This is a genomic window from Deltaproteobacteria bacterium HGW-Deltaproteobacteria-6 (genome assembly GCA_002840435.1).
Lineage (GTDB): Bacteria > Desulfobacterota > Syntrophia > Syntrophales > Smithellaceae > UBA8904.
Window position 1 is genome coordinate 1 of record PHAT01000020.1, and the last position, 5,154, is coordinate 5,154.

The following is a 5,154-nucleotide window of genomic DNA, read 5'->3' on the forward strand; positions in this document are numbered from 1 at the left end:
TAGTTAGAAACAAATGGAACCCCTAATATTCTTCCATACTTCTTGGTTGAAAGACATTGGCATTAACATGACCATCGTTTTCAACACTTTTTTTGTGATGCTGATACTGGCCACGCTTTCGTTTCTGGCAACCCGTAGCCTGCAGGTTTATCCGGGCCGGATACAGAATGTTATGGAAGTGATCGTGGATGGTCTTCATTCCCTGCTGCTCGATACCATGGGGGAACACGGGAAAAAATTCTTTCCCCTGATTGCCACGCTGGGATTGTTCATTTTAACAAGCAACCTGATCGGTATCATCCCCGGCTTTGAATCTCCGACGGCCAACATCAACACGAACCTGGCTATGGCACTCGTCGTGTTCTTCTCCACGCATGTAGTCGGTGTCATTACTCACGGCCTCAAATATTTCAAACAATTCTTAGGACCTGTCTGGTGGCTGATCCCGCTGATGCTGCCGATTGAAGTCATCAGTCACCTGTCGCGTCCGTTGTCCCTGACCTTCCGTCTGTTCGGCAATATCGCCGGTGAAGACATCGTTCTGCTGGTTGTCCTTCTGCTGGTACCTCTCATTGTTCCGCTGCCCATTATGTTTTTAATGATCTTCACATCGGTTGTCCAAACGCTGGTTTTCATGCTTCTGGCCATGATGTATATCGGCGGCGCAATGGAAGAAGGCCATTAATACCATACGGTTTGCGGCAAAACATAAAGATGCTGTTGCAACGGACAGCTCAATGTTAATTGAAACAAAAAGCAGCTGAAAGCAAGCGCGATCAGCTGCTTTTTTCTTGTTCATCGAATCTGTCTAACCCTTTGTCTTATCAAAGGTTATTTTAACGATCTCATCTGATGCTTGACGACACGGATCAATCGTAATATTGACCACGGGGATAATATCTTAAGGGAGTTTTTATGCGTAGTCTGGGAATCAATATCGGATCGTCAAACGTAAAGGCCGCCATGCTGGAGGGAGATGACATCGTATGGAGCGCCGTTGAACCGCATGAAGGCAATTTTCTCGACACCCTCAGCAAAATCCTGTCAGCCCGCAATATACCGCAGGACACAAAAACACTGGTTACCGGCACCGAAGGCCGCCATCTTTTGAATATCAGCAGCGTGATTGAACCCCTCTGCATTGAAGAAGCCCTGCAAAAGCTCAATCATCAAATCGACGCACTGGTTTCCCTGGGCGGAGAAGATCTGGTTGTCTACACCATCGACCGCAACAACAAAATCATCACCAGCTTTTCGGGTAACAAGTGCGCCTCGGGAACCGGAGAATTCTTTAAACAGCAGCTGGCGCGGATGAACATGAAGCTCGGCGACATCAACAACATCCCCGATAACTGCCGCGCACTGAAACTCTCCTCGCGCTGTTCGGTCTTCATGAAAAGCGACTGCACGCATCGGCTCAACAAAGGTGAAGCGACAACCGGCGATATCGTACTGTCGCTGAGCGATGTCATGGCCATCAAAGTCATCGATTTTCTCAAAAGAGCTAAAATCGAGAAAGGAACCGTGCTGCTCGTCGGCGGAGTCACGCAAAATCAATACATCCTGCGCTTTATCCGCGAACGCATGCCTCAAATCGAATTCATCGTTCCCCAGCAGGCACCTTATTTCGAGGCTTACGGCGCGGCCCTGATGGCCGGAATCTCCGGAAGTGTTTTGCCGCCAGCGGATAAGTTATTCAAGAGCAGCCAGATTCAGTTTAAGAGATTCAAAAGCCTGCAGACGGCACAGGGCCGGGTCACCTATCTGCCCTCCCAAAAAGGAAAAGTCGTCGCCGACCGTGAATATATTCTAGGTGTGGACGGCGGTTCCACCACAACAAAAGCCTGCCTCATCGACATCGAAACCAATGAGATCACTGCGTCCTTTTACGGCCGCACGCATGGTGATCCGGTCAGCTCACTCAAGAACTGCCTCGTGCAGATGAAAAAGCAGATACACGAAGATATCGGTGAAGAAAAAATCAGCATTACCCTCGCTTCCACAACCGGCTCATCGCGTGAGATTCTTGGTGTTTTCCTCGAAACACCCGGCGTTTACAATGAAATCATCGCGCACGCAGTAGGCACGTCGTTTTACCGGGACAACATCGACACGATCTTCGAAATCGGCGGTCAGGACGCCAAGTATGTTTCTCTCAAAAACAAAGTCCCGATCGATTATGCCATGAACGAAGCCTGTTCCGCGGGAACTGGGTCATTCCTGGAAGAATCGGCACAGGGAGATTTGAACATCCCGGAAGCCGACCAGATCGGGGATATCGCGCTGGCGGCAAAGGAGCCTTTAAAGTTCGGCGAACATTGTTCGGCTTTTATCAATTCTGATATCCGCAACGCCATTCAGCAGGGCGCATCCCGTGAAGACATCACCGCCGGAATCGTCACCTCGATTGTCTCCAATTATCTCAACCGTGTCGTGGGCAACCGGACGATCGGCAAAAACATTGTCCTGCAGGGCGGCGTAGCCAAGAACAAGGCCGTCCCACTGGCCTTCGCCATGCTGCTGGACAAAGATATCCTAGTGCCCCCGGATCCGGAATTAATGGGCTGTTTCGGCGTCGGAATTCTCGCCAAACAAAAAGCTGCCGAAGGATTTCTGACCAAGTCTATTTACGACATTGATCAGATTCTGGCCACGGACATTATCTATGAGAAGGAATTTCAGTGCAAAGCCTGCGATAATTTCTGCCCGGTCCGCATTCTCAACGTCAACGGCCACAAATACATGTTCGGAGGCCGCTGCAACAAATACGCCAATATCCGCAAGAAAAAAGTCTTCAACGAAGCCGAAGTGATTGACTATGTTGAAAAACGAAATGACATCTTGTTTAAAGAATGCGCCCCCGATCCGGCATCGCTTGTTAAGAAAAAAGATTACGTTGTCGGTATTCCCCGCTGTTTTTCGATATACACGCTCTGGCCGCTTTATTCCTGGTTTTTCCATACCCTGGGGATAGAAACATTTGTATCTCAGGAAATCTCACACGAAGGCACGGCACGCGTCGAAAGCAGTTATTGCTTTCCGGCGGAAATCGCTCACGGCGCTGTTCAGGATATTTTAAACCGTAATATCGATTATGTTTTCCTGCCTCATTTTCGGGATATGGACAGTTACGAAAAAAAGGTCCAGGCCAATTTCTGCCCCATCACACAGGGTCTGCCCTATTATATTAAGAAAGCTTTCCCAGAGGTTCCGGACGAAAAATATCTAGCGCCTGTCGTCAGCTTCATGTACGGGATAAAAAAAGCCGCCGAGCCGTTCATCGCCATGGCTGCCGCGCTGGGATTCAGTGAGGCCGAAGCGAAAAACGCATTCACCCTTGCGCATGAGAAACAGATGGAGTGCTTTGCCAGATTCACGGAACTGGGCAAACAGGCGCTTGAAGAGGCCCGCCGGGCCCAACGTCCGGTTATCGCCATCCTGGGACGTCCCTATAACTCCTTTACCACAGACGCCAATATGGGCATTCCCCGGAAATACACCTCCCGCGGTTACTCGATCATTCCGTTTGATATTCTTCCGTTTGCCGACGAGGCCATTTATCCCAACATGTACTGGTATTACGGCCAGCAGGACATGAAGGCCGGCGCGCTTCTGAAAAACGAAGACAATATTTTTGTGACCTACATTTCCAATTTTTCCTGCGCGCCCGATTCCTTCATGCTGCATTATCTGAAGTGGATCATGGGCACCAAACCGTTTTTAATTCTGGAGCTGGATTCCCACACGGCCGATGCCGGCGTCGATACACGCATTGAAGCCTTTCTGGATATTATCGAAGGCTATCGCTCCAAGCTGACCGATATCCGCGAGGAGCGATACGACAACGGACTTCGCTTCATCAACAACCCTGGCGAAGAGATCCACATTAAAAACAGTGTCACCGGCGAAAAAATCCCGATTAAACACAACCCCCGCGTCAAGTTGCTCTTATCCAACATGGGCAGGCTCTCCGCGGAACTTGTCGGAGCAACTCTTCGCGGCCTAGGTCTCAATGCGCAAGCCATGCCCGTTCCCGATATCTACACCCTGCAGATGGCACGCAATCATGCCTCCGGCAAGGAATGCCTGCCGTCGCACCTTGTCCTGGGAAGCGCTTTGAAATATTTATCTTCCGATCAATACCGCAAGGATGAAATCTATATCCTGTTTGTCCCTACAACAACGGGCCCCTGCAGAACCGGACAATACTTTGTGTTTTATGAAAACCTTTTCAAGGATCTGCGCCTGGAAAACGTTGTGGTGTTTACGATGGATTCAGACAATTCCTACACAGAGCTGGGCACGGAATTTACCAAGTATGCCTGGTGGGCGGCGGTTATCGGTGATTATATGAAAGATGTTGAAACATCCCTAAGGACGTGTGCCGCCGATCCTGTCGAAGCCATGATAATTTACGATCAAATCTGGCAGAAAATGATCAGCGTCGCCGAACGCGATATTACAAAAGTTCTCCCGGTGCTGAAAGAGATTGCCGACACGATTTCCAAAATTCCGCTGGCCCGAAAAATGAATGACTGTCCGAAAGTCCTGATTGTGGGCGAAATCTATGTCCGTCGCGACGATTTTGCCGTCGATGAACTGATTCAGCAATTCAGCCGCCACGGTATCGTCGGTAAGGTGTCGAATGTCGCCGAATGGTTTTACTACTGCGACTTCGTCCGGCATTACGAGCTTAAAAAGAAGCTTAAGCTCGCGCCGTGGTACCGTCGTGTCTTTGCCAAAGAATTCCGGGGCATCATTGATTGGCGTATCGAACATATCTATAAAAAAAATGTGGAGAAAAATATCCGCAACACCTTGAGCACGACCGGTCTGGTGCCGCACACGCCGCATAACATGACCGAAATCATGAAAAATACCGAAAAGCACTTCGTGAGCCACGAGCTTCACTCGGAAATCAGCATATCCAGCGGAGTGGCTGCTACTGCTATGATGGACGGCTATTCGGGCATTGTCAACATTTCACCTTTCGCGTGCCTGATCGGCCGCGTGATCGAAGGACTTTATACCCCCTGGGCCAGGGAAAGAAAATACCCGACCATCTCGATTGAAATTGACGGGAACCTTCTGCCGCCCAATGTGCTCTCCAAGCTCGAAATTTTCATGCTCAACGTCAAACGATTCCGGGGCAAG

At 49.7% G+C, this 5,154-nt stretch carries 2 protein-coding genes; both read left to right on the forward strand.

Features of this window, described 5'->3' with window-relative positions; genetic code table 11:
• The first annotated feature begins 13 nt into the window (after nucleotides 1-13).
• Nucleotides 14-685, forward strand: coding sequence for an ATP synthase F0 subunit A (gene atpB, locus CVU71_18385; GenBank protein PKN16859.1), 672 nt, complete (start codon nucleotides 14-16; stop codon nucleotides 683-685).
• 230 nt (nucleotides 686-915) lie between these two features.
• A partial coding sequence (locus CVU71_18390) for an activase (protein PKN16860.1) occupies nucleotides 916-5,154 on the forward strand: 4,239 nt, incomplete at its 3' end.

Bases quoted from the DNA above. Each gene is read 5' to 3' on its own strand.
- atpB (PKN16859.1), top strand. From the start codon at position 14: ATGGAACCCCTAATATTCTTCCATACTTCTTGGTTGAAAGACATTGGC.